The following is a 22375-nucleotide window of genomic DNA, read 5'->3' as shown; positions in this document are numbered from 1 at the left end:
CTCGTCGTCAGAGGAAACCGGGGGGTGAACTATATATCAGCGCCGGCCAAGCCGTTGTGGCGCCGGTCACATTGACCGACGGAGGGTGGGCCAAGCCCAATCCCACAGTCAATGGAGATCAAAAAATGTGGGAGGGGGCTTGCCCCCGAATGCGGTCTCTCAGTGGATAAATCTGTGCCTGACACTCCGCCATCGGGGGCAAGCCCCCTCCCACATTGGTTCTGCGGTGTGGCGGGTGGACGGTTACAATGCGGCACCCTCGAAGGAGCCTTCATGACCGCCCTGCTCGCCGACTGGCGCCACCGCCCCACCCATCGCCGTGTCTGGGCCCTGGCCGCGCCGATGATCCTGTCGAATATCTCCGTGCCGCTGGTAGCCCTGGTCGACAGCATGGTCATCGGCCACCTGCCCCACGCTCACCAACTGGGCGCTGTGGCCGTCGGGGCCAGCCTGTACACCTTTCTCGCCTGGGCCATGGGTTTCCTGCGCATGGGCTCCACCGGTTTCGCCGCCCAGGCCGCCGGGCGTAATGACGGCGCGGCCTTGCGCCAGATCCTGCTGCAGGGTTTGTTGCTGGCGCTGGGGTTGGCGATGTTGCTCGGCACCGTCGGCATTCCGCTGAGCCACCTGGCCCTGGAGTGGATGCAGCCCTCCGCCGAACTGAACCAGCTGACCCGTGAATTCTTCCATACGCGCCTGTTCGGTTTGCCTGCCGCACTGGCCAGTTATGCGCTGGTCGGCTGGTTCCTCGGCACCCAGAACGCCCGTGCGCCGCTGGCGATTCTGCTGACCACCAACCTGGTCAATATCGCGCTGAACCTGTGGTTCGTGCTCGGCCTGGACTGGGGCGTGGTCGGTTCGGCCCGCGCCTCGGTGATCGCCGAGTGGACCGGCGCCCTGCTCGGCCTGGCCCTCACGCAAAAAGCCCTGCGCGCCTACCCTGGGCATATCGCCTGGGGCGCGTTGAAGCTATGGGAAAGCTGGCGCCCGCTGCTGGCGGTGAACCGCGACATCTTTATCCGCAGCCTGGCGTTGCAGTCGGTGTTCTTCATGATCACGGTACAAGGCGCCCGCCTGGGCGATGCCACCGTGGCGGCCAATGCGCTGTTGCTCAACGGCCTGCTGCTGACCGCTCACGCTTTGGACGGCCTGGCCCACGCGGTGGAAGCTCTGTGCGGCCACGCCATCGGCGCGCATGACCGACAGGCGTTGAGACGTTCATTGGTGGTGGCCTGTGGCTGGTCATTGATCGCCAGCCTGGGCTTCGCATTGCTCTTTACCTTCGGCGGCCATGTGTTTATCGCCATGCAGACGGATATCCCCAGCGTGCGCGAAACCGCCGATATCTACCTGCCCTACCTCGCGGTATTGCCGTTGATTGCGGTGTGGAGTTATTTACTGGATGGGCTGTTTATCGGCGCAACGCGGGCGCGGGAAATGCGCAATGGGATGTTGCTGACGGTGCTGTTGGTACTGCCGATCGCCTGGGCACTGCAGGGGTTGGGCAATCACGGGTTGTGGATAACCTTCCTGGTGTTCATGGCAGTGCGCAGTTTGACGCTGTGGGCGATTGCGTGGCGGTTGAATCGGCAAGGACTGTGGCTGGGCGCCAACTGAAGAAATGCAATCCAAATGTGGGAGGGGGCTTGCTCCCGATTGCGGTGTGTCAGCCACTAATGCTCTGACTGATCCACTGCTATCGGGGGCAAGCCCCCTCCCACATTTTTAGAGCTATATCAGCTGCTATTACGAGGACAGGTACGACGACCGCGTCAGGCCCAGGCGCAGCGCATCCAGGAACTGGGTGCGCTCCGACGCGGAGATCTTCGCGCTCGCGCACTTGTCACGGTAATGCGTCATCAGCTCTTCCGGCGACAAGTGCACATAGCGCAGCATGTCTTCGATGGTGTCGTGGGTCTCGATACCGGCGCTGTACACCGAACCGTCTTCACGCTGGTAGATGTTCACCGAGTCGGTGTCGCCGAACAGGTTGTGCATGTCACCGAGGATTTCCTGGTAAGCCCCCACCAGGAAAATACCCAGCAGGTAGTCTTCGCCCTCGTTCAGGGCATGTACCGGCAGGCTGGTCTCGATGCTCTGCTCGTCGACGTACTGCTTGATCTTGCCGTCGGAGTCGCAGGTCAGGTCTTGCAGCACGGCGCGGCGTAGCGGCTCTTCGTCGAGGCGATGCAGCGGCAGGATCGGCAGTACCTGGCCGATGGCCCAGGTGTCCGGCAGGCTCTGAAACACCGAGAAGTTGCAGATGTACTTGTCGGCCAGCTTGTCGTTGAGTTCGTCCAGCACCTGGCGGTGCGAGCGCTGGCGCGCCTTGAGCGAGTTGTGCAGGCGGCGGCACACGGCGAAGTAGCACTGTTCGGCCAGGGCTTTCTCGGCCAGGGTCAGTTTGCCGTCGGCATACTGGGTAGCCACGTCGCTCATGTAGTGGGTGGCGCGCCAGTAGGTTTCGGTGACCATCTCGATATCGGTCGGGCCGAGCAGGTCTACCAGCCATTGCACGGTTTCGGGCAGGCTTTCCTTGTTTTCGATAGTCGGGATTTCGTCGTTGTGTTTCTCGACGTCGGTTACCTGCACCACCAGCATGGCGTGGTGGGCGGTCAGGGAACGGCCGCTTTCGGAGAAGATGTGCGGGTGCGGCAGGCTCTGCGCGTCGCAGAATTCCTTGAGCATGCCCACCACCACGCCGGCGTAGTCGTCCATGTCGTAGTTGATCGAGCTGGCGTTACGCGAGTGGGTACCGTCGTAGTCCACGCCCAGTCCGCCGCCGACGTCGATGTGGTCCACCGGCAGGCCGAGGTTGCGCAGCTCGCCGTAGTAACGAATGGCTTCCTTGAACCCGTGCTGGTAGTCGGCCAGGTTGGCGATCTGCGAGCCCATGTGGAAGTGCAGCAGGCGGATGCCCTGGTCGAGGCCCGCCGCGCGGAAACGCTCGACCACCGACAGCAGTTGCGCCGCCGACAACCCGAACTTGGACTTTTCACCGCCGGTATCAGCCCACTTGCTCGAGGCCAGCGACGACAGGCGCACACGCAAGCCGACCTGGGGCTTGACCTTGAGGCTGGCAGCCTCTTCGATCACCAGCCCCACTTCGGATTCTTTCTCGATCACGATAAACACGTTGTGGCCGAGCTTCTGGCCCATCAGCGCCAGGCGGATGAACTCTCGGTCCTTGTAACCGTTGCAGACGATGGTGCCGCCCTTCGGCGCCAGGGCCAATACGGCCAGCAGCTCAGGCTTGGAGCCGGCTTCCAGGCCGATGGAGACGTTCTGGGTGGCGATGATGTTCTCGATCACCGCTTCCTGCTGGTTCACCTTGATCGGGTACAGCGCGGTGTATTGGCTCTGGTATTCCAGGCGCTCGATGTTCGAATCGAAGGCACCGGTGAGCTGGCGGACACGGTCTTGCAGGATATCGGGGAAGCGCACCAGCAGTGGCAACGACAGGCCGCTTTTGCGCAGCGCGTCGACTTGCTCGTACAGATCGACGGGCGTGCTGTTCGGACCGTTCGGACGGACTTCTACGCGACCGGCTTCATTGATCGCGAAATAACCGGCCCCCCAATGGCGAATCCCATAAACGCTGCGGCTGTCCGCAACTGTCCATTGGCTGCCATCGTCTTTGCGTGTGCGTCGTACGGACATCGAAGTCCCCTATAAATGAAGGCGAAGGCGCCACCTCAAGCGGAGGCTGGCGCAGTCTAAAGAATGAAAATGACGATTTGCCTGTGAGGGAGGTAGACCTCGCTTGCAGGACAGAGTTTAGACACAGGTTGGGAAGAGGCTTTCAGCCGCCGGACTTCTTGGCCTTGTAACCGAGCTTGATCAACTCGGCCAACAGCAGTTCGACGTGATCGCCCTGGATTTCGATGACCCCGTCTTTCAACGCGCCACCCGTGCCGCAGCGCTTTTTCAGCGCGGTGGCAAGCTCCTTGAGCGCGTCTTCGGCCAGCGGCACGCCGGTGATGGTGGTCACCGTCTTGCCGCCACGGCCTTTGCTCTCGCGGCGTACGCGGGCAATGCCGTCGCCTTCGGGAATCAGGGTGTTTTTGCAGGTGCACGAATCCACGGGCTGACGACAGTCCGGGCAGTGTCGACCTGCGTCGGTGGAAAATACCAGGCCACCCAGGGCGGCGAAGGATGCGGCTTTCTTGGCCACCGGCAATCCTCTAGGGATGAAAAGTGGCGCAGTGTAACGGCAAAAAGCCAAGTTGCTAAGGGCCAAATGGCGCCATTTCATGCAACTTTAGCGACGCAACGCCAGATAGCGCCGCAGGCCCTCTTGAGCGTCCGGGCAGTAAGACTTGTGTTTCGCCTCGCTCAACACCGTTTCAACCGGCAGGAAGCGCGCTTCCATGACTTCTTCGGGCTGCAGGCACAGTGGCCCGTCCCATACCGCAGAGTAGGAGGTGCACCAAAGCCTGCTGTCGCCGTCTTCGAAATAGAAATGGTCATGTTCGGTCAATTCCACGCCGCTGACGCCGAGTTCTTCTGCAAGCTCACGGGCCGCCGAATCGGCATAGGTTTCCCCTGCCGCGACCATCCCGCCCGCGGCCGTGTCCCAGAACCCTGGATACAGCGCTTTGCTCAGGGTGCGCCGATGCACGCACAACTCACCCTTGGTATTGAACAGGAATATGAAGGTGCAACGGCCGATCAAGCCACGCCGGCGAAGATCGGACCTGACCAGGTGGCCGAGCAGGTTGTCCTGCTCGTCGACCCAACAGATCAGTTCAGCATCGGAGGCTACCCGGTGGGCGGCCTCCCTTTGAGTAGCGTCCATCATCAACCCTGGTTGAGAAGCTGACGCAAATCGATCACCGCAGCGTTGGCCCGGGAAATGTAGTTGGCCATTACCAGCGAATGGTTCGCCAGTACCCCGAAGCCACTGCCATTGAGAATCATCGGGCTCCACACCGGTTCCTGCGAGGCCTCCAGCTCACGAATGATCTGGCGCACGCTGACGGTGGCGTTTTTCTTGGCCAGCACATCGGCGAAATCGACTTCGATGGCGCGCAGCAGGTGGGACAGTGCCCACGCCTGGCCACGGGCCTCGTAGAACACGTTGTCGATCTGCATCCAGGGGGTTTCCACCACTTCCTCATCGACCTGCGGCACTTCACCCGGCGCCAGCGCTTCGGTTTTCAGCGCGGTGTTCAGCTTGACCCGGCCCACGCTGGCCGACAGGCGCTGCGACAGCGAACCCAGGCGGGTGGCAACATCGCCCAGCCAGTTGTTCAGGTTGTCGGCGCGGGAATAGAACAGCGCGCCCTTCTGGTTCGGGTCGGACAGGCGTGCTTCGTAGCGGTTCAGGGAGTTGATGCCTTCCTGGTATTCCGACTCGCTGGACGGCAGCACCCAGCTCTTGTTGTCGAAGTTGAAACGCGGCTCGGCCTTGGCCAGGTCAGCGTCTTCTGCCGACTGCGATTGGGAACGGGCGAAGTCTTTGCGCAGGGCACGGGTCAGGTCACGCACCTGCACCAGCACGCCGTACTCCCAGCTGGGCATGTTGTCCATCCACAGGCCTGGCGGGAAACGGTCGTTGGAAATGTAGCCACCGGGTTTGTTCAGCAAAGTGCCGACCACGGTTTTCAGGGTTTCGACGGTGGTGTAGCCGATCACCATCTGCTTGCCTTCCTTCTCGGCGGCCAGCTGGGCGTTTTGCTGGACCGGGAACAACGCGGGTTCCTGACTCCAATACCAACCCAGGCCACCGGTGACCAGCAAGTACAAGCAGATCACGCTGAGCAAGGCGCGGCTCATCAGCAGGTTGCGAACGTAGCTGCGGTTGGCCGACTTGGGCTCAGGGGCGGGGCCTTTGGCACTGCCTTCGCGGTTTTTCCAGTCCAGCATGGCGATATCCTTTCAATCACTTGAGTTCATGCACATCAATTGTCCGGGTGCGGTCAAACATTCCGACCACAACCCTACCCCATCGTGCCCATCGGTGCGGGCTTTTAAACCAAATTGGCGCATACCGAAGGTTGGACTATAAAGGATGCACGCTTTTTACACAGCGCGACCACGAGGTCAAAAAATGAATACCACAGACACGTACTTAATTGACGTATGACACTCATGCAGCAGAAAAGAGATGCTAGCATAGAGCCATCAGTCGACCTCAGCATGCACCCGCACAGTAGTCAGGATATGACCGAGTCAGAAGACCCCAGCCGCGAGCGTCTCAAGCAGCACTTTGCCCAGCGGGTAATTCATCAGGCACGTCAAATTCTTGAGATCTGGCAGCGCCTGCAGCGTAGCGAATGGTCCAACGCGGATTTCTCCGAGCTCAATGAAGCCAATCTGCGCCTGCAACGCTTTGCCGAGCGTTTCGAACAGCCCGAACACCGCCAACTGGCCCAGCACATTGGCGAGTCCCTCAAAGCGGTGGATGAAAACCGCGGGCGCCTGAGCAGCCAATTGATCACCGAGCTCAATCGCTTGATGCAGCGCTTGTCGCGCACCGGGCTGCGCCAGGGCGATCAGCTGGAACAAACCCTGCTGCCGCCGATGCGCAAGCCGATCTACGTGATGCTGGCCGACCACAACCGCGCCGAGCGCCTGGCCAAGCAGTTGGAATTCTTTGGCATGAGCGCCCAGTCCCTGGACAGCGTCGCAGCCTTTCGCGCCGCCATGGCCGAGCGCCTGCCGTCGGCCATCGTGATGGACGTGGATTTCTGCGGCACCGGCCTGGGCCTGAAACTGGCTGCCGAAGCCCAGGAAGGCCTGGAGCAAAAGCTGCCGCTGCTGTTTTTCAGCCTGCATGAAACCGACACCCCGACCCGTCTGGCCGCCGTGCGCGCCGGCGGTGAAGAATTCCTGACCGGCACGCTGGAGGCCTCGAGCCTGCTGGAAAAGATCGAAGTGCTGACCTGCGTGGCTCAATATGAGCCGTATAAAGTGCTGATCATTGACGACTCCCGCGCCCAGGCGTTGCACACCGAGCGTCTGCTCAACAGCGCCGGCATCGTCACCCGCACGTTGATCGAGCCGATCCGGGCCATGGCCGAACTGGCCGACTTCCAGCCCGACCTGATCATCCTCGACATGTACATGCCCGCCTGCACCGGCACCGAGTTGGCCAAGGTGATTCGCCACAACGACCGTTATGTCAGCGTACCGATCATCTACTTGTCGGCCGAGGACGACCTGGACAAACAACTGGATGCAATGAGCGAAGGCGGTGACGACTTCCTGACCAAGCCGATCAAGCCGCGCCACCTGATCACCACCGTGCGCAACCGTGCGGCGCGTGCGCGCAATTTGAAAGCGCGGATGGTGCGCGACAGCCTGACCGGGCTGTACAACCACACGCATATCCTGCAATTGCTCGAAGACTGCAGCTTCCGCGCCCGCCGCGAGAACAAGCCGCTGAGCTTTGCCATGCTCGATATCGACCACTTCAAGCGGGTCAACGACAGCCACGGTCACCCCATGGGCGACCGCGTGATCAAAAGCCTGGCGTTGTTTCTCAAGCAGCGTTTGCGCAAAAGCGACTATATCGGCCGCTATGGCGGTGAGGAATTCGCCATTGTGATGCCCGACACCGACCTCGAATCGGCCTGCAAAGTGCTGGACGAGATTCGTGGGCGTTTTGCGGAAATCCACTACCCGGCCCAACCCCAGGATTTATGGTGCACCTTCAGCGCCGGGCTGGTGGAGCTGTGCGACGGTTCCGACAGCCTGACGATGGCCGCCCAGGCCGATGAGGCGCTGTACCGCGCCAAGCATGCCGGACGTAACCGCGTGCAAGCCGCTCGCACATCAAAGCAAAGTGCCATCTTTTCACCGGAATCCACTGATTCGGTCATAACTTTGTAATGTAAACGCAATAACTTCAGGCACTTATCTTTTGCTGTCGGTTGAAACCACGCATGCGCCTGAAGCTGCTGACCAATCTCAATACCCTTTTGTTGGTGGCCGTGTGCCTGGCACTTGGGGCGACGCTGTGGTGGTCGCAACGAGCACTGGAGCGCCCGTACCTGTTGATGGAGCGCTATCTGGGGCTGTCCCAGGCCTTCGAAAACCAGGTCGCACGCAATATCGACGACTACCTGGCCAGCGGCGATGCCCTGCGTTTGAGCAGCGCCGGCCAGAGCCTGGAAAGCCTGCTGCAGCAGCTCGATTCATTGCCGCCAGAGTTGGCCCAGAACCTGCGCCCCAGTCTTACGGACCTGGACGCTTTCAGCAAAACCGACCTGCTCGCCGCCGGCAAACTGGCCGGCGACCCGCAAGCGCTGTTATTGCAGGCCGAACGCGAGCTGGGGGCGAACCTGGAGCAACTGAGCCAGTACGCCAGCGCCGTGAATGCCCCGGACGCGGCGCGCTATCTGCCGCCACTGCTGGCCGCCGCGCAACACCTGGGCAAGCTGTCCCTGGCACGGGACAAACTGGTGAGCAGCGGTCGCGCCGAATTGGCCGATGATGTCGAGCGTGAAATCGCCAGCATTCGTACCCAGGCTGACCTGTTGGCGCAGTTGCCTTTGCTGGGGGTGAAGGCCAGTGCCGACTCCAGCAGCGACGATTTTTCCGCGTTGATGGGCCTGGAAAACGCTGAAAAAACCGAAGCCCAGGACACCGGCGTCGACCTCAAGCGTGAACTCAACAGCCTGTTGACTCGCTACCCCGCCGAACTCAAGCGCACCCGCGAACAGATCCAGCAACGCACCGAACTCGCCGCCGCCACACACATCAAGATCACCCGCGTGCGACAAGCCATCGCCGGCCTGGAGCCGGTGGTGCGCGCGCAGCACGCCAACATCCAGGGCGAAGTGCGCCTGATGCAGGGGCTGATGATTGGCCTGATCCTGCTGATCGCACTGTTGATCGATACCCTGCAACGCCGCCTGGCGCGGGTGCTGACCCACCTCGCCCCGGCGCTGTCCACCTGGGCCGAAGGCAACTTCAGCCAGCCGATCGCCTTGGGCAGGACCAACCGCGAACTGCGCGACATCGAAGCCTCGCTGAATCGCCTGCGCGCTTATCTGGTGGACCTCGTCGGCACGATCCGCGGCAATGCCGAAGAAGTCGCTGGCAGCAGCCGCACCCTGGCCGAACTGAGCAGCGGTTTGCACGACGGCGCCGAACGCCAGGCCGGGGACACCGCGCAGATTCGTGACTCCCTGGGCGAACTGGAGGCGACCATCCAGCAAGTGGCGGGTGATGCCAGCCAGGCCGCAGGCGCGAGTCGCAGTGCCGGTGTCGCCGTGGAACAAGGTCAGCGGGTAATCGGCTTGAGCCTGGCCGGGTTGCATGCCCTGGTGGGTGAAGTGCAGCAAAATGCGCAGATGATCGAGAAACTCGCCGCAGAGTCCGCCACCATCGGCGGCGTACTCACGGTGATCCGCTCGATCGCCGACCAGACCAACCTGCTGGCGCTCAACGCCGCGATCGAAGCGGCCCGCGCCGGTGAGGCCGGGCGCGGTTTTGCCGTGGTCGCCGATGAAGTGCGCTCCCTGGCCCAGCGTACCGCCGGCGCCACCGCCGAAATCCAGGGCCTGATCGCCGGCCTGCAAACCGCCGCCCACCAATCGGTACAAGGCATGCGGGCACAGGTCGAACACGCCGAAGCCACCGCCGAGCAAGCCCAGGCCGCCGATGGCGCGCTGGATGAAATCGTCGGGGCAATCCAGACCATCTCCGCGACCGCCGTGCGCATCGCTGACGTGACGGCGCAACAAAGCGGGGCCGTGAGTGAGATTCGCGACAACAGCGAAAGAATTCACCAACTGGGTGAAGACAACCTGCGGCGTATCGGCCAGGGACGCAGCCAGGGCGAGCATCTGCTGGTGCTGGGTGGGCAGCTCAATACGGCTGTGCAGGCATTCCGGGTCTGACCCGATCCCGCGCCCTATGAAGATCAAATGTGGGAGGGGGCTTGCCCCCGATTGCGGTAGCTCAGTTACAGATGTCGAGACTGACACACTGCTATCGGGGGCAAGCCCCCTCCCACATTGATCTCCCACATGTTCTCGATTGCATTGCCAATGACCAGATCCTGAGCCACAGTCACAAATTTCGCGCAATCCTCGCTAATCGTGCTGGCTACTGCATAGAACTGGACAGTCACAAAGGCTTTGCGGCATAGTCGCCGGGTTCTGCAGTACCCCACCAATAACAAGGAACAGCCGATGGCGACCTTACTGGTTCTTCACGGACCCAACCTGAACCTGCTCGGCACCCGTGAACCGGGCGTCTACGGGGCAGTGACCCTGGATCAGATCAACCTCGATCTGGAACAGCGGGCCCGTGTCGCCGGCCACCATTTGCTCTACCTGCAAAGCAATGCCGAGTATGAATTGATTGATCGCATCCATGCCGCGCGTGGCGAAGGCGTGGATTTCATTCTGATCAATCCCGCCGCTTTTACGCACACAAGCGTTGCATTACGTGACGCGCTGCTGGCGGTGAGCATCCCATTCATCGAAGTGCATTTATCGAACGTGCACAAACGCGAAGCTTTCCGCCATCACTCTTACTTCTCCGATGTAGCGGTAGGAGTGATCTGCGGCCTTGGCGCCAGCGGTTACCGACTGGCCCTGGAGGCCGCCCTGGAACACGTTGAAGAACAGGCTAAACGCCCCTGACCGACCCTTGGGAGTTGATGATTCATGGATATCCGTAAAGTTAAGAAACTGATCGAACTGCTGGAAGAATCCGGTATCGACGAGCTGGAAATCAAGGAAGGCGAAGAGTCCGTACGGATCAGCCGTCACAGCAAGACCCCGGCTCAACAGTTCTACGCGCCACAGATGCAAGCACCGGCTCCGGCCGCTGCCGCACCTGCCGCTGCTCCAGCCGCCGCCGCGCCTGCGGCGCCAGCAGCCCCTGCGCTGAACGGTTTCGTGGTCAAGTCGCCAATGGTCGGTACTTTCTACCGCACCCCGGCACCGACCTCGCCAGCCTTCGTTGAAGTGGGCAAGACCGTGAAAGTGGGCGACACCATCTGCATCGTTGAAGCGATGAAGATGATGAACCACATCACGGCTGAAAAAGCCGGCGTCATCGAATCCATCCTGGTAGAAAACGGTCAGCCGGTTGAGTACGACCAGCCGCTGTTCACCATCGTTTGAACCGCGGAGCGCCTTCGATGTTGAAACCTGCGAAGAAACTGCAAAAAGTCCTGATCGCCAACCGCGGCGAGATCGCGCTGCGTATCCTGCGCGCCTGTAAGGAAGAGGGCATCAAGACCGTCGCTGTTTACTCGACGGCCGATACCGAATTGATGCACGTGAAACTGGCGGACGAGAGCATCTGCATCGGCCCGCCCCTGGCGACCAACTCGTACCTGAAAGTCTCGAACATCATCGCTGCCGCCGAAGTGACCGGCGCCGATGGCATTCACCCAGGCTACGGCTTCCTCGCGGAAAACGCCGATTTCGCCGAACAGGTGGAAAAATCCGGGTTTGCCTTCATCGGCCCGAAAGCCGAAACCATTCGCCTGATGGGCGACAAGGTCTCGGCCAAGGACGCCATGATCGCCGCCGGCGTGCCTACCGTTCCCGGCTCCGACGGCCCGCTGCCGGAAGACGAGGAAACCGCTCTGCGCATCGGTCGTGAAGTCGGCTACCCGGTGATCATCAAGGCCGCCGGTGGCGGTGGTGGTCGCGGCATGCGCGTGGTGCACAAGGAAGAAGAACTGATCGAAGCCGCCAAGCAGACCCGCTCCGAAGCGGCTGCCTGGTTCGGCAACCCGATGGTCTACCTGGAGAAATACCTGACCAACCCACGTCACGTGGAAGTGCAGGTACTGTCCGACGGCCAGGGCCACGCGATCCACCTGGGCGACCGCGATTGCTCGCTGCAACGTCGTCACCAGAAGGTGCTGGAAGAAGCACCGGCACCAGGCCTGGACGAGAAAGCCCGCCAGGAAGTCCTGGCGCGCTGCGTCAAGGCGTGCATCGACATCAACTACCGTGGCGCCGGTACTTTCGAGTTCCTCTACGAGAACGGCCGTTTCTACTTCATCGAGATGAACACTCGCGTGCAGGTAGAGCACCCGGTGTCGGAGATGGTCACCGGTATCGACATCGTCAAGGAGATGCTCAGCATCGCCGCCGGCAACGTGCTGTCCTTCACCCAGGAAGACGTGAAGATCCACGGCCACTCCCTGGAGTGCCGGATCAACGCCGAAGACCCGCAAACCTTTATGCCGAGCCCAGGCCTGGTCAAGCATTTCCACGCGCCCGGCGGCAACGGCGTACGTGTGGATTCGCACCTGTACAGCGGCTACAAGGTTCCGTCCAACTACGACTCGCTGATCGGCAAGCTGATCACCTGGGGCGCGACCCGCGACGAGGCCATGGCCCGCATGCGCAACGCCCTGGACGAAATCGTGGTCGACGGCATCAAGACCAACATCCCGCTGCATCGGGACCTGGTGCGTGATGAAGGCTTCTGCGAAGGTGGTGTGAACATTCACTACCTGGAACACAAGCTGGCCAACCAGTAAGTGCTCCACCCACATAGCCGCCTTCGGGCGGCTTTGTTGTTTCTGGCAGCCACACACCAACCACCTGTGGGAGGGGGCTTGACTGATCGTTCCCACGCTCGGCGTGGGAACGCATCTTGTGACGCTCCGCGTCACGGACGCGGAGCGTCCAGAGCAGCATTCCCACGCCGAGCGTGGGAACGATCGTCAGTAATGTCGTCTTCTGCTGTTCGCTCGCGTAAACTTGCGCGCTTTCGCAGCCCCATCCCGCTGCACACTCATTTTTTCAAAGGTGCCCGCCATGCCTTGGCTGCAAGTCCGTCTCGCCATCAGCCCAGAACAAGCCGAAACCTACGAAGACGCTTTCCTCGAAGTCGGCGCTGTGTCGGTGACCTTCATGGACGCTGAAGACCAGCCGATCTTCGAACCGGAACTCAACACCACCCCGCTGTGGTCCCACACCCACTTGCTGGCCCTGTTCGAAGACGGCACCGAGGCCGCCAGCGTACTGGCCCATCTGGAGTTGCTCACCGGCGCCCCGCTGCCGGAGCATCACAGCGAAGTGATCGAAGACCAGGATTGGGAACGCAGCTGGATGGACAATTTCCAGCCCATGCGTTTCGGCCAGCGCCTGTGGATCGTACCCAGCTGGCACGCCGCCCCCGAGCCGGATGCGGTCAACCTGCTGCTGGACCCGGGCCTGGCGTTCGGCACCGGCACTCACCCCACCACCGCGCTGTGCCTGGAATGGCTGGACGGCCAGGATCTGAGCGACTGCAACGTGCTCGACTTCGGATGCGGCTCGGGGATCCTGGCCATCGCCGCGCTGCTGCTGGGCGCCAAGCAGGCCGTGGGCACCGATATCGACGTGCAGGCCCTGGAAGCCTCCCGCGATAACGCCGGGCGCAACCACATTCCTGAAGGCAAATTCCCACTCTATCTGCCTGAGGACCTGCCCCAGGTACAGGCCGATGTGCTGGTCGCCAACATCCTCGCCGGGCCGTTGGTATCGCTGGCGCCGCAGTTGTCGAACCTGGTCAAGCCAGGCGGGCGCCTGGCACTGTCGGGCATTCTCGCCGAGCAAGGTGAAGAGGTCGCCGCCGCCTACGCCAGGGATTTCGAGCTGGACCCCATCGCCAACCGTGACGGCTGGGTACGCATCAGCGGTCGTCGGCGCTAGAATGAGCGCTTGTCTGAATCGGATGGCCGCATGAGCGACAGTTTCGTCACCCAGTGCCCGCATTGCCAAGCACGCTTTCGCGTCAACCACGCTCAATTGAGCGTGGCCCGTGGCGTGGTGCGCTGCGGCTCCTGCCTGCAGGTGTTCAATGCTGCGCGCCAGTTGCTGGAGCAGCGAGCCTCGGTGCCGGCAGCGCAACCTGAACAGTTCGGCGCTGATGAACCCACGTCTGAGCCGCCGCGCGCAATCAGCCAAAAACAGTGGACAGCCCAAGAGCTGGACCTGGACACCCTGGACCTGGACGAGGAACTGGCCAAGCTCGAGCGCCGCGAAATTCAGCACACCCAGCCCGTCGGCGCGGACCGCCGCCAGCCCGGTGCCGAGCGTCGGCACAAGGAAGATGCCCTCAGCGCCAGCCGCAATACAGTCAAGGCCGAGGAAGAAAAGTGGGCCGCCAGCCTGTTCAGCGAGCCGCCGCAAGAGCGCGCCCTGCCCGCCGAAGCGGAGCCGGAGCCGGAGCCGAGCGAGCGCACCGAGCCGTCCCTGTCGTTTCACCGCGACGATCTCGACGACGATGAACCGCCGCTGCGCTCGAATCCGGACGACGATCCCGATCCACCCTTCACGCCTCTGACGCCAGCGGCGCAAGCCACCGACGACCGCCCCCACGCCCGGCGCAAGCGGGCGCGTGCCGAGGCCAATGTCGACGAGGTGTTCCAGGACCTGGAAGACGACCCGCTGCACCTGTATGCGCAGAAGCGTCCGTCAGGCCTGGGCCGCCGCCTGACCTGGATCGTGCTGGTACTGCTCGCCGCCGCAGGCCTGGCAGGCCAGTACATCGCCTACCAATTCGACGAACTGGCCCGCCAGGACGCCTACCGTCCGTGGTTCCAGCAACTGTGCCCGAAATTGGGCTGCACTGTGCCATCACGGGTCGACATCGCCCACATCAAGAGCAGCAACCTGGTGGTGCGCAGCCATCCGGAGTTCGCTGGGGCGCTGGTGGTGGATGCGATCATCTACAACCGCGCGACTTTCTCCCAGCCCTTTCCGCAGCTGGAGCTGCGCTTTGCCGACTTGAACGGCGGCCTGATCGCCAGTCGGCGCTTCAAGCCCGCCGAGTACCTCAGCGGCGAGTTGGCCGGGGTCAGTGAAATGCCGTCGCAGACACCGATCCACATCTCCCTGGACATCCTTGACCCCGGCAGCAAAGCGGTGAACTACAGCCTGAGCTTCCATTCGCCCGAGTGAAGCTGCGCCAGCACCGAGGTTTGACGGCGGTTTATTGACTGCGCCGACGTCAACCAAACCACTGGCGATAAAAAAATAACTGTTCAGATTTTATCCAATTCAGCCTTTATCCAGTCATCGAGAGCGGGTATCATGCCAACCCTTTTTCGAACTCTAATGATCCGGCCCCACAACAGGGAAGTCCTATGTCGGCGGTACGCATCGGCCCATATACATTGCACAACGGCTTGATCCTCGCCCCGATGGCGGGCGTCACGGACCAGCCCTTTCGTCAGCTCTGCAAACGTTTGGGCGCGGGTCTAGTAGTCTCTGAAATGGTCACCAGCGACATGAGTTTGTGGAACACCCGCAAGTCGCGGATGCGCATGATCCACGAAGGTGATCCCGAGCCACGCTCGGTGCAGATCGCCGGGGGTGATGCGCAGATGCTGGCGGATGCCGCTCGGGCCAATGTGGAGCTGGGCGCGCAGATCATTGATATCAACATGGGCTGCCCGGCCAAGAAGGTCTGCAACAAGGCCGCAGGTTCCGCCCTGCTGAAAGATGAGCAGTTGGTTGCCGAGATCCTGCAGGCCGTTGTCGCCGCAGTCGATGTGCCGGTGACCCTGAAGATTCGCACCGGCTGGGACCGGGACAACAAGAATGGCCTGACGGTGGCGAAGATCGCCGAACAGGCAGGTATTGCAGCGCTGGCGGTGCATGGCCGCACCCGTGCCGACCTTTACACCGGGGAAGCCGAGTACGACACCATTGCCGCGATCAAGCAGGCGGTGTCGATGCCGGTGTTTGCCAATGGCGATATCGATTCAGCCGAGAAAGCCCGGCGCGTTCTGCACGCAACCGGCGCCGACGGCGTGTTGATCGGCCGGGCCGCCCAGGGGCGGCCATGGATTTTCCGTGAGATCGAGCATTTCCTGCGTACCGGCAACGTGTTGCCGGCACCGGGACTGACCGAGGTGGAACGTATTCTGCTAGAGCATCTGGCCGCCCTGCACACCTTCTATGGGGATGTGATGGGCGTACGCATTGCTCGCAAGCATGTCGGCTGGTACCTCGCCACCTTGCCGGGCGCCAGGGAATTTCGCGCTCAGTTCAACCGTTTGGATGAAACGCAGGCACAGGTCGCCACCGTTCGTGAGTTCTTCGCCGAACGTGACAAGAGCCTGGGAACAGGGGATGGAGAAGGGGTGGCCGCATGACGATGATGACCGAGACTTTAGTGAGTGGAACAGCACCCGTGAGCGACAACGTCAATTTGAAACAGCACCTCAACACGCCGAGCGAAGAAGGCCAGACCCTTCGCGGGAGTGTCGAGAAGGCGCTGCACAATTATTTCGCCCACCTCGAGGGCGCTTCCGTCACGGACGTGTACAACCTGGTGCTCTCCGAAGTCGAGGCGCCCCTGCTCGAAAGCGTGATGAACTACGTCAAGGGCAACCAGACCAAAGCCAGTGAGCTGCTGGGCCTCAACCGGGGCACGCTGCGCAAAAAGCTCAAGCAATACGATTTGCTGTAAGCATTCAATCAAACCAGAAAGGCGCCCGCGTAAAAACGGTCGCCTTTTTTGCTGACTCCTTTGCTTTTGATGGAAATTGAGATGACCGACCAGACTACCCGCCTGCCGATCCGCCGCGCCTTGATCAGTGTTTCCGACAAGACCGGGATCCTCGAATTTGCCCGGAGCTTGCAGCTCCTTGGCGTGGAAATCCTCTCCACGGGCGGGACCTTCAAACTGCTGCAGGACAACGGCGTGGCCGCAGTAGAAGTCGCGGACTACACCGGTTTCGCGGAAATGATGGACGGTCGGGTCAAGACCCTGCACCCGAAAATCCACGGCGGCATCCTTGGCCGTCGCGGTATCGACGACGCCATCATGAACGAGCACGGCATCAAGCCGATCGACCTGGTGGCGGTTAACCTCTACCCGTTCGAAGCCACCATCAACAAGCCAGGCTGCGACCTGCCGACCGCCATCGAAAACATCGATATCGGCGGCCCGACCATGGTTCGCTCGGCCGCCAAGAACCACAAAGACGTGGCCATCGTGGTCAACGCCAGCGACTACACCCAAGTGCTCGACAGCCTCAAAGCCGGTGGCCTGACCTACGCCCAGCGGTTTGACCTGATGCTCAAGGCGTTCGAACACACCGCCGCCTACGACGGCATGATCGCCAACTACATGGGCACCGTGAACCAGGCCGCCGACGTCCTGAGCACCGAAGGCCGCAGCCAGTTCCCACGCACCTTCAACAGCCAGTTCATCAAGGCCCAGGAAATGCGCTACGGCGAGAACCCGCACCAGAGCGCGGCGTTCTACGTGGAAGCCAAGCCGGCCGAAGTGGGCATCGCCACCGCCACCCAGCTGCAAGGCAAAGAACTGTCCTACAACAACGTGGCCGACACCGACGCTGCGCTGGAGTGCGTGAAGAGCTTCATCAAGCCGGCCTGCGTGATCGTCAAGCACGCCAACCCGTGCGGCGTGGCCGTGAGCCCGGACGCTGAAGGCGGGATCCGCCAGGCGTACGAACTGGCCTACGCCACCGACACCGAATCGGCGTTCGGCGGCATCATTGCCTTCAACCGTGAACTGGATGCCGAGACGGCCAAGGCCATCGTCGAGCGTCAGTTCGTCGAAGTGATCATTGCGCCAAGCGTCAGTGAAGAAGCCCGCGCCATCGTCGCCGCCAAGGCCAACGTGCGCCTGCTGGCCTGCGGCGAATGGTCGGCTGAGCGCGCCGCTGCCTGGGACTACAAGCGCGTCAATGGCGGTTTGCTGGTGCAGAGCCGCGACATCGGCATGATCGGCAGCCAGGACCTTAAGGTCGTGACCAAACGCGCGCCGACCGAGCAGGAGATCAACGACCTGATCTTCGCCTGGAAAGTCGCCAAGTACGTTAAGTCCAACGCCATCGTCTACGCCAAGAACCGCCAGACCATCGGTGTCGGCGCCGGCCAGATGAGCCGCGTGAACTCGGCACGTATCGCTGCGATCAAGGCCGAACACGCCGGCTTGCAGGTAGCCGGCTCGGTGATGGCTTCCGATGCGTTCTTCCCGTTCCGTGATGGTCTGGACAATGCCGCAAAAGCAGGCGTGACCGCCGTGATCCAACCGGGCGGTTCGATGCGTGATGCTGAAGTCATCGCTGCTGCCGACGAAGCTGGCATCGCCATGGTCTTCACTGGCATGCGCCACTTCCGCCACTGATCGATCGTTCCCACGCTCCGCGTGGGAATGCCTCTTGTGGCGCTATGCGTCACGCTTTGGGACGCGGAGCGTCCCGTGTTGCATTCCCACGCAGAGCGTGGGAACGATCATGCTAACGAGGTTTTTGAAATGAATGTTTTGATCATTGGCAGCGGTGGCCGTGAACACGCCCTGGCCTGGAAAGTTGCCCAGGACCCACGCGTCCAGAAAGTCTTCGTCGCCCCCGGTAACGCCGGTACCGCCATTGAAGCCAAGTGCGAAAACGTCGCGATCGACGTGCTGGCCCTTGAGCAACTGGCAGATTTCGCCGAGAAAAACGTCTCCCTGACCATCGTCGGCCCGGAAGTGCCGCTGGTGGCCGGCGTCGTCGACCTGTTCCGCAGCCGTGGCCTGGATTGCTTCGGGCCGACCGCAGGCGCTGCTCAACTGGAAGGTTCGAAAGCCTTCACCAAGGATTTCCTGGCACGCCACAAGATCCCGACCGCCGACTACCAGAACTTCACCGAGATCGAACCGGCCCTGGCTTACCTGCGTGAAAAAGGCGCGCCGATCGTGATCAAGGCCGATGGCCTGGCCGCCGGTAAAGGCGTGATCGTCGCCATGACCCTGCAGGAAGCCGAGGACGCCGTGCGCGACATGCTCGCCGGCAATGCCTTTGGTGATGCCGGTTCGCGCGTGGTCATCGAAGAATTCCTCGACGGCGAAGAAGCCAGCTTCATCGTAATGGTCGACGGCAAGAACGTACTGCCAATGGCCACCAGCCAGGACCACAAGCGCGTCGGCAACGGCGACAGCGGCCCGAACACCGGCGGCATGGGCGCTTACTCCCCTGCCCCGGTCGTCACCGCCGACGTGCACCAGCGCGTCATGGACCTGGTGATCTGGCCGACCGTGCGCGGCATGGCCGACGAAGGCAACGTCTACACCGGCTTCCTCTACGCCGGGCTGATGATCGACAAAGCTGGTAACCCGAAAGTCATCGAGTTCAACTGCCGCTTTGGCGATCCGGAAACCCAACCGGTGATGCTGCGCCTGCAATCGAGCCTGGTGCTGCTGGTGGAAGCCGCGCTGGCCCAGGCCCTGGACAAGGTCGAAGCGCAGTGGGACCCACGCCCGAGTGTCGGTATCGTGCTGGCCGCCGGCGGTTACCCGGCCGATTACGCCAAGGGCGATGTGATCGAGGGCCTGGACGCGGCAGCAGCGCTGGAAGGCAAGGTGTTCCATGCTGGCACCGCGCTGAAGGACGGCAAGGTCGTCACCGCCGGTGGCCGCGTGCTGTGCGCCACCGCAATGGGCGCCAGTGTCGACGCCGCGCAGCAACAGGCGTACACGCTGGCCGCGAAAATCGACTGGAAGGGCTGCTTCTATCGCACCGACATCGGTTACCGCGCCATTGCCCGTGAACGTGGCGAGAGCAACTGAGTAGCTATCCGTTCGGGTAGGTAAGGGCCTCTGGCCCTTGCCGTACTCATGCCCCCCGCGCATAGTTAACCCGTGCATTCACCTACGAAGGGACTTCGCCGTGCGCTGGCTCAGGATCGCCTTAGCTTTTACAGTCAGCCTGCTGACCTTGCTCTGCCTGGCCCCGGCTCAAGCCGCTGCCCAAGGCGGTGGCTGGGCAGTATTGCTCGATGAGCAGGCCGACCTGCAACTGAGCGATATCCGCTCCGCCCGCTACACCAATCAATTCAGCCCCATCGAACTGGACCGGATTACCGCCGCGCAGCCGGACGGTGCGTTGTGGGTACGCTTCAAGCTGCAACCCGGCAAGCATGAACAAGTGCTGCGGGTGTTCGCGCCGGACCTGTCGCACCTGAGCCTGTATGTGCTGGATGGCGATACCCTGGTGGAACAACAAACCACCGGCACGCGCCAGCCCCAGGCCGAGCGCCCGCTGCCGAGCAGTGACTTCATGCTCCCGATGCCGCAGAGCCAGCGCCCGCTCGAGGTGTACCTGCGCCTGGTGTCGGAGCACGAGCTACGCCCTTACATCACGCTGGAACCCGCCGTACTGGCCGCCGCCAACCAGAACCAGACGCTGCTCTATGGCCTGTTGTTCGGCGTGCTGCTGATGCTGATCCTGCATAACCTCACACGCTTCGCCTACCACCGCTCGCGCAGCAGCCTGTGGCTGGCGGCCTGCGAAGTGTTGTTGATGCTCAGCCTGGCGCTGTTGCTCAACGTGGTGGGGCCGTGGCTGCCGAATTGGCATGCGATCCAGACCCCAGGCGCCTACCTCGCGCTGCTGCTGACCGCGCCGTGCGGGCTGATGTTTGCCTACCGTTTCTTCATGCCCCTGGGCCCACACCCGCTGAACAAACTGTTGATGGCCGACATCTTGTTGATCGTGCTGTGCGGCCTGTTGCTGTTGTTCGTCAACACCTTGCCGTTGAACATCATCACCTACGCCCTGGTCGCGCTGGCCGGCCTGAGCATGCTGTTTGTCTCGGCCTATCACTGGCAAAGAGGCTATCGCCCGGCGCGCCTGTTCGTGGCCGGCATGGTGGTGTTCAACATCGGCACGCTGATCATTCTGCCCGCCCTGCTCGGCCTCACGCTGGTGGCACCGCAAGGCCTGATCGTGACCCTGCTCACGTTTATCTGCCTCAGTGGCCTGTTGATGAGCCTGGCCCTCGGCGAGCGCCAGCGCGCCATTGTCGAAACCCGCTTCAGCCTCAGCCGCGACCTGGCCGCCAGCAACGCCGAAATTGCCGCCAAGGCCGAATTCCTGGCGAAGATCAGCCACGAAATCCGCACCCCCATGAACGGCGTGCTGGGCATGACCGAGTTGCTGCTGGGCACGCCGTTGTCGGTGAAACAACGCGACTATGTGCAGACCATCCACAGCGCCGGTAACGAGTTGCTCACGCTGATCAACGAAATCCTCGACATCTCCAAGCTCGAGTCGGGACAGATCGAACTCGATGATGTGCAGTTCGACCTCAACGCGCTGATCGACGACTGCCTGAGCATCTTCCGCGCCAAGGCCGAGCAGCAGAATGTCGAGCTGATCAGCTTCATCCAGCCCCAGGTGCCGCGCGTGATCAGCGGTGATCCGACACGCCTGCGCCAGGCGTTGCTGAGTCTGCTGGAAAACGCCCTGCACAAAACCGACGAGGGCGAAGTGCTGATCGTCGTGGCCCTCGACGAACGCAGCACCGTGCCGCGCCTGCGCATTGCGGTACAAGACAGCGGCGTACCGATGGAAGCCGCCGAACGCGACGCCCTGCTGCACAGCGAACTGCACAGCAAGAACTTCCTCTCGGCGACACGCTTGAGTGGCCATCTGGGCCTGGTTATCGCGCGTCAGTTGATCCTGTTGATGAACGGCGAGTTCGGTATCAAGAGCGGCAGTCACCAAGGCAGCACGCTGTGGCTGACCCTGCCGCTGGACCCGGAACGCCTCGAGCACCCGACCTCCGATCTCGACGGCCCGCTCAAGGACGCACGCGTACTGGTGGTGGACGACAACGACACCTGCCGCAAGGTGCTGTTGCAACAATGCTCGGCCTGGGGCCTGAACGTCAGCGCCGTGGCTTCCGGCAAGGAGGCCCTGGCCCTGCTGCGTACCAAGGCGCACCTGCGCGATTACTTCGACGTGGTGCTCCTGGACCAGAACATGCCCGGCATGACCGGCATGCAACTGGCGGCGAAGATCAAGGAAGACCCGAGCCTGAACCACGATATCCTGCTGATCATGCTCACGGGCATCAGCAACGCGCCGAGCAAGATCATCGCGCGCAACTGCGGGATCAAACGCATCCTGGCCAAACCGGTGGCCGGGTATACGCTCAAGACCACCCTGGCCGACGAACTGGCCCAACGCAGCAAAGGCTTGACCCACCCTCGCCCCGCTCCAGCCGCCCCGGCAGTGATTACGGTGCCCAGCGACTTCCGCATCCTGGTGGCCGAAGACAACAGCATCTCCACCAAAGTGATACGTGGCATGCTCGGCAAGCTCAACCTCAACCCGGACACCGCCAGCAACGGCGAAGAAGCGTTGGAAGCGATGAAAGCCCAGCGCTATGACCTGGTGTTGATGGACTGTGAAATGCCGATCCTCGATGGTTTCTCCGCCACCCAGCAATTGCGCGCGTGGGAAGTCAGCCACCAACGTGTACGCACGCCGGTGGTGGCGCTGACTGCGCACATTCTTTCGGAACACAAGGAACGTGCGCGCCAGGCCGGGATGGATGGGCATATGGCCAAGCCGGTGGAGCTGTCGCAGTTGCGTGAACTGGTGGAATTCTGGGTGGCGCAGCGCCAACAGCGACCAGAGCACGCCCCCTCCTGA

General features: G+C 62.1%; 17 protein-coding genes. 13 read left to right on the top strand and 4 right to left on the bottom strand.

Annotated features, from left to right (window positions below; genetic code table 11):
- Positions 1 to 273: 273 nt before the first annotated feature.
- Positions 274 to 1617 carry an MATE family efflux transporter gene (locus tag C4J91_RS03095; protein ID WP_124361103.1) on the top strand — a complete coding sequence of 448 codons (1344 nt, stop codon included), beginning with the start codon at positions 274 to 276 and terminating at the stop codon, positions 1615 to 1617.
- A 129-nt stretch (positions 1618 to 1746) separates the two neighbouring features.
- Here C4J91_RS03095 and speA read toward each other — a convergent pair whose 3' ends face one another.
- The 4 genes from speA to C4J91_RS03075 all read right to left on the bottom strand — a co-directional run bounded on the left by speA (position 1747) and on the right by C4J91_RS03075 (position 5868).
- On the bottom strand, positions 1747 to 3660 hold the full coding sequence (gene speA / locus C4J91_RS03090) for an arginine decarboxylase (RefSeq protein WP_124361102.1): 1914 nt from the start codon (positions 3658 to 3660) through the stop codon (positions 1747 to 1749).
- 142 nt (positions 3661 to 3802) lie between these two features.
- A complete protein-coding gene (locus tag C4J91_RS03085) occupies positions 3803 to 4174 on the bottom strand; it encodes a translation initiation factor Sui1 (RefSeq protein ID WP_124361101.1) in 372 nt (123 codons plus the stop codon).
- An 87-nt stretch (positions 4175 to 4261) separates the two neighbouring features.
- Positions 4262 to 4798, bottom strand: coding sequence for an NUDIX hydrolase (locus tag C4J91_RS03080; RefSeq protein WP_124361100.1), 537 nt, complete (start codon positions 4796 to 4798; stop codon positions 4262 to 4264).
- Positions 4799 to 4800: 2 nt separating this feature from the next.
- On the bottom strand, positions 4801 to 5868 hold the full coding sequence (locus C4J91_RS03075; protein ID WP_124361099.1) for a DUF2333 family protein: 1068 nt from the start codon (positions 5866 to 5868) through the stop codon (positions 4801 to 4803).
- A 297-nt stretch (positions 5869 to 6165) separates the two neighbouring features.
- Here C4J91_RS03075 and C4J91_RS03070 point away from each other — a divergent pair, with 297 nt between their 5' ends.
- The 12 genes from C4J91_RS03070 to C4J91_RS03010 all read left to right on the top strand — a co-directional run bounded on the left by C4J91_RS03070 (position 6166) and on the right by C4J91_RS03010 (position 22375).
- A complete protein-coding gene (locus tag C4J91_RS03070) occupies positions 6166 to 7836 on the top strand; it encodes a PleD family two-component system response regulator (protein WP_124361098.1) in 1671 nt (556 codons plus the stop codon).
- Positions 7837 to 7889: 53 nt separating this feature from the next.
- Positions 7890 to 9851 (top strand): methyl-accepting chemotaxis protein, encoded by a 1962-nt coding sequence (locus C4J91_RS03065; RefSeq protein WP_124361097.1) that lies wholly within the window; start codon positions 7890 to 7892, stop codon positions 9849 to 9851.
- A gap of 294 nt (positions 9852 to 10145) precedes the next feature.
- Positions 10146 to 10601 carry a type II 3-dehydroquinate dehydratase gene (gene aroQ / locus C4J91_RS03060; protein WP_065951442.1) on the top strand — a complete coding sequence of 152 codons (456 nt, stop codon included), beginning with the start codon at positions 10146 to 10148 and terminating at the stop codon, positions 10599 to 10601.
- A 24-nt stretch (positions 10602 to 10625) separates the two neighbouring features.
- On the top strand, positions 10626 to 11087 hold the full coding sequence (accB, locus tag C4J91_RS03055; protein ID WP_012721998.1) for an acetyl-CoA carboxylase biotin carboxyl carrier protein: 462 nt from the start codon (positions 10626 to 10628) through the stop codon (positions 11085 to 11087).
- A gap of 17 nt (positions 11088 to 11104) precedes the next feature.
- The gene (accC, locus tag C4J91_RS03050; protein WP_124361096.1) at positions 11105 to 12466 is read left to right on the top strand and encodes an acetyl-CoA carboxylase biotin carboxylase subunit; all 1362 of its coding nucleotides are present in this window, start codon (positions 11105 to 11107) and stop codon (positions 12464 to 12466) included.
- Positions 12467 to 12746: 280 nt separating this feature from the next.
- Positions 12747 to 13625 (top strand): 50S ribosomal protein L11 methyltransferase, encoded by an 879-nt coding sequence (gene prmA, locus C4J91_RS03045; protein WP_124361095.1) that lies wholly within the window; start codon positions 12747 to 12749, stop codon positions 13623 to 13625.
- A 30-nt stretch (positions 13626 to 13655) separates the two neighbouring features.
- Positions 13656 to 14876: a DUF3426 domain-containing protein gene (locus tag C4J91_RS03040; RefSeq protein WP_124361094.1), complete on the top strand. Its 1221-nt coding sequence runs from the start codon at positions 13656 to 13658 to the stop codon at positions 14874 to 14876.
- 185 nt (positions 14877 to 15061) lie between these two features.
- Positions 15062 to 16075, top strand: a complete 1014-nt coding sequence (gene dusB / locus C4J91_RS03030) for a tRNA dihydrouridine synthase DusB (protein ID WP_124361093.1) — start codon at positions 15062 to 15064, stop codon at positions 16073 to 16075.
- Complete coding sequence (gene fis, locus C4J91_RS03025; protein WP_003221275.1) at positions 16072 to 16392, top strand: DNA-binding transcriptional regulator Fis; 321 nt, start codon at positions 16072 to 16074, stop codon at positions 16390 to 16392. Before dusB ends, fis begins: the two co-directional genes overlap by 4 nt.
- Before the next feature lie 81 nt (positions 16393 to 16473).
- A complete protein-coding gene (purH, locus tag C4J91_RS03020) occupies positions 16474 to 18081 on the top strand; it encodes a bifunctional phosphoribosylaminoimidazolecarboxamide formyltransferase/IMP cyclohydrolase (RefSeq protein WP_124361092.1) in 1608 nt (535 codons plus the stop codon).
- Between the two features lie 129 nt (positions 18082 to 18210).
- Complete coding sequence (purD, locus tag C4J91_RS03015) at positions 18211 to 19503, top strand: phosphoribosylamine--glycine ligase (RefSeq protein WP_124361091.1); 1293 nt, start codon at positions 18211 to 18213, stop codon at positions 19501 to 19503.
- A 100-nt stretch (positions 19504 to 19603) separates the two neighbouring features.
- Positions 19604 to 22375: a hybrid sensor histidine kinase/response regulator gene (locus tag C4J91_RS03010; protein WP_124361090.1), complete on the top strand. Its 2772-nt coding sequence runs from the start codon at positions 19604 to 19606 to the stop codon at positions 22373 to 22375.

Origin of the sequence: Pseudomonas sp. R3-52-08 (genome assembly GCF_003851745.1) — a bacterium.
In the GTDB taxonomy this organism is placed as follows: domain Bacteria; phylum Pseudomonadota; class Gammaproteobacteria; order Pseudomonadales; family Pseudomonadaceae; genus Aquipseudomonas.
The sequence above is the reverse complement of the archived record's forward strand: the minus strand, read 5'-3'. Positions and strand labels throughout refer to the sequence as shown.

Coding starts and splice junctions, on each gene's coding strand:
- C4J91_RS03095 (WP_124361103.1), top strand. CDS start 274: ATGACCGCCCTGCTCGCCGACTGGCGCCACCGCCCCACCCATCGCCGT.
- speA (WP_124361102.1), bottom strand. CDS start 3,660: ATGTCCGTACGACGCACACGCAAAGACGATGGCAGCCAATGGACAGTT.
- C4J91_RS03080 (WP_124361100.1), bottom strand. CDS start 4,798: ATGGACGCTACTCAAAGGGAGGCCGCCCACCGGGTAGCCTCCGATGCT.
- C4J91_RS03075 (WP_124361099.1), bottom strand. CDS start 5,868: ATGCTGGACTGGAAAAACCGCGAAGGCAGTGCCAAAGGCCCCGCCCCT.
- C4J91_RS03070 (WP_124361098.1), top strand. CDS start 6,166: ATGACCGAGTCAGAAGACCCCAGCCGCGAGCGTCTCAAGCAGCACTTT.
- C4J91_RS03065 (WP_124361097.1), top strand. CDS start 7,890: ATGCGCCTGAAGCTGCTGACCAATCTCAATACCCTTTTGTTGGTGGCC.
- aroQ (WP_065951442.1), top strand. CDS start 10,146: ATGGCGACCTTACTGGTTCTTCACGGACCCAACCTGAACCTGCTCGGC.
- accB (WP_012721998.1), top strand. CDS start 10,626: ATGGATATCCGTAAAGTTAAGAAACTGATCGAACTGCTGGAAGAATCC.
- accC (WP_124361096.1), top strand. CDS start 11,105: ATGTTGAAACCTGCGAAGAAACTGCAAAAAGTCCTGATCGCCAACCGC.
- prmA (WP_124361095.1), top strand. CDS start 12,747: ATGCCTTGGCTGCAAGTCCGTCTCGCCATCAGCCCAGAACAAGCCGAA.
- C4J91_RS03040 (WP_124361094.1), top strand. CDS start 13,656: ATGAGCGACAGTTTCGTCACCCAGTGCCCGCATTGCCAAGCACGCTTT.
- dusB (WP_124361093.1), top strand. CDS start 15,062: ATGTCGGCGGTACGCATCGGCCCATATACATTGCACAACGGCTTGATC.
- fis (WP_003221275.1), top strand. CDS start 16,072: ATGACGATGATGACCGAGACTTTAGTGAGTGGAACAGCACCCGTGAGC.
- purH (WP_124361092.1), top strand. CDS start 16,474: ATGACCGACCAGACTACCCGCCTGCCGATCCGCCGCGCCTTGATCAGT.
- purD (WP_124361091.1), top strand. CDS start 18,211: ATGAATGTTTTGATCATTGGCAGCGGTGGCCGTGAACACGCCCTGGCC.